1 protein-coding gene is annotated in these 1014 nt (G+C 49.7%); it reads left to right on the top strand.

Features of this window, described 5'->3' with window-relative positions; all coding sequences use genetic code 11:
• Nucleotides 1-1014: DASS family sodium-coupled anion symporter (locus R8O70_RS26410; RefSeq protein ID WP_318184613.1), on the top strand; the 1014-nt coding region annotated here is incomplete at both ends.

Below are 1014 nucleotides of genomic sequence, written 5' to 3'. Positions count from 1 at the left end.
GCTCGACAACAACCTCGCTCGCGTGTTGCTTAAACCGTTTGGCAACCAGCCCAAATTCATCATGCTCGGGCTGATGTTGATCACCGCGGTGTTTTCCATGTTCATGTCCAATACCGCAACAACGGTCATGATGTTAGCGCTACTTGGCCCTATTGTGGCGTCAGCACCGAAAGGTGACTTAGGCATTAAAGCACTGGTTTTGTGTATTCCAATAGCCGCCAATACGGGTGGTATTGCTACACCAATAGGTACGCCACCGAACGCCATCGCACTGCAATATCTCACTGGAGAAAACACCATCGACTTCCTCTCATGGATGATGATGGGCTTACCTTTTGTCTTAGTGCAATTGACCATCGCTTGGTTCTTACTGCAAAAGCTGTTCCCATCGAGCGAGCCAGAAATGAAACTCAAGTTGGATGGCACTTTCAAAAAGAGCTGGCGCGCAATGGTGGTTTACGTGACCTTCGCCCTCACCATCGTCTTGTGGATGACCACCAAAGCTCATGGCATGAATACGTACGTCGTCGCGATTATTCCTCTGGCAGTCTTTACCTTAACGGGCATCATGGGCAAAGAAGAGCTCAAACTGATCAACTGGGACGTATTGTGGTTGGTTGCCGGTGGTATTGCGATTGGTATTGCACTCGATAAAACGGGCTTGGCAGAAGCGCTGGCCCACGCAATTGATTATGAGGCACTGTCTCCATTTGCGGTGGTGGTTGCACTCTCCATCGTGTGTTGGTTGATGGCCAATTTTATGTCGAACACCGCGACCGCGAACTTGTTGATGCCAATTGCCGCAGCTATCGGGGTTTCCATGCCGAGTTTGGCCGCTGTCGGTGGCTTACAAGGCTTACTGGTTGTGGTCGCATTCTCGGCTTCACTGGGCATGATTTTACCTGTCTCCACCCCACCAAACTCATTAGCTTATTCAACGGGCTTGATAGAAAGCAAAGACATGGCGAAAGTCGGACTCATCATTGGCTTAATTGGTCTGTTTATAGTTTACGG

The sequence above is a fragment of the Vibrio sp. 779(2023) genome (assembly GCF_033344285.1).
In the GTDB taxonomy this organism is placed as follows: domain Bacteria; phylum Pseudomonadota; class Gammaproteobacteria; order Enterobacterales; family Vibrionaceae; genus Vibrio; species Vibrio alginolyticus.
Note: the sequence above shows the minus strand (reverse complement) of the source record. Positions and strands in the feature narration are given on the sequence as shown.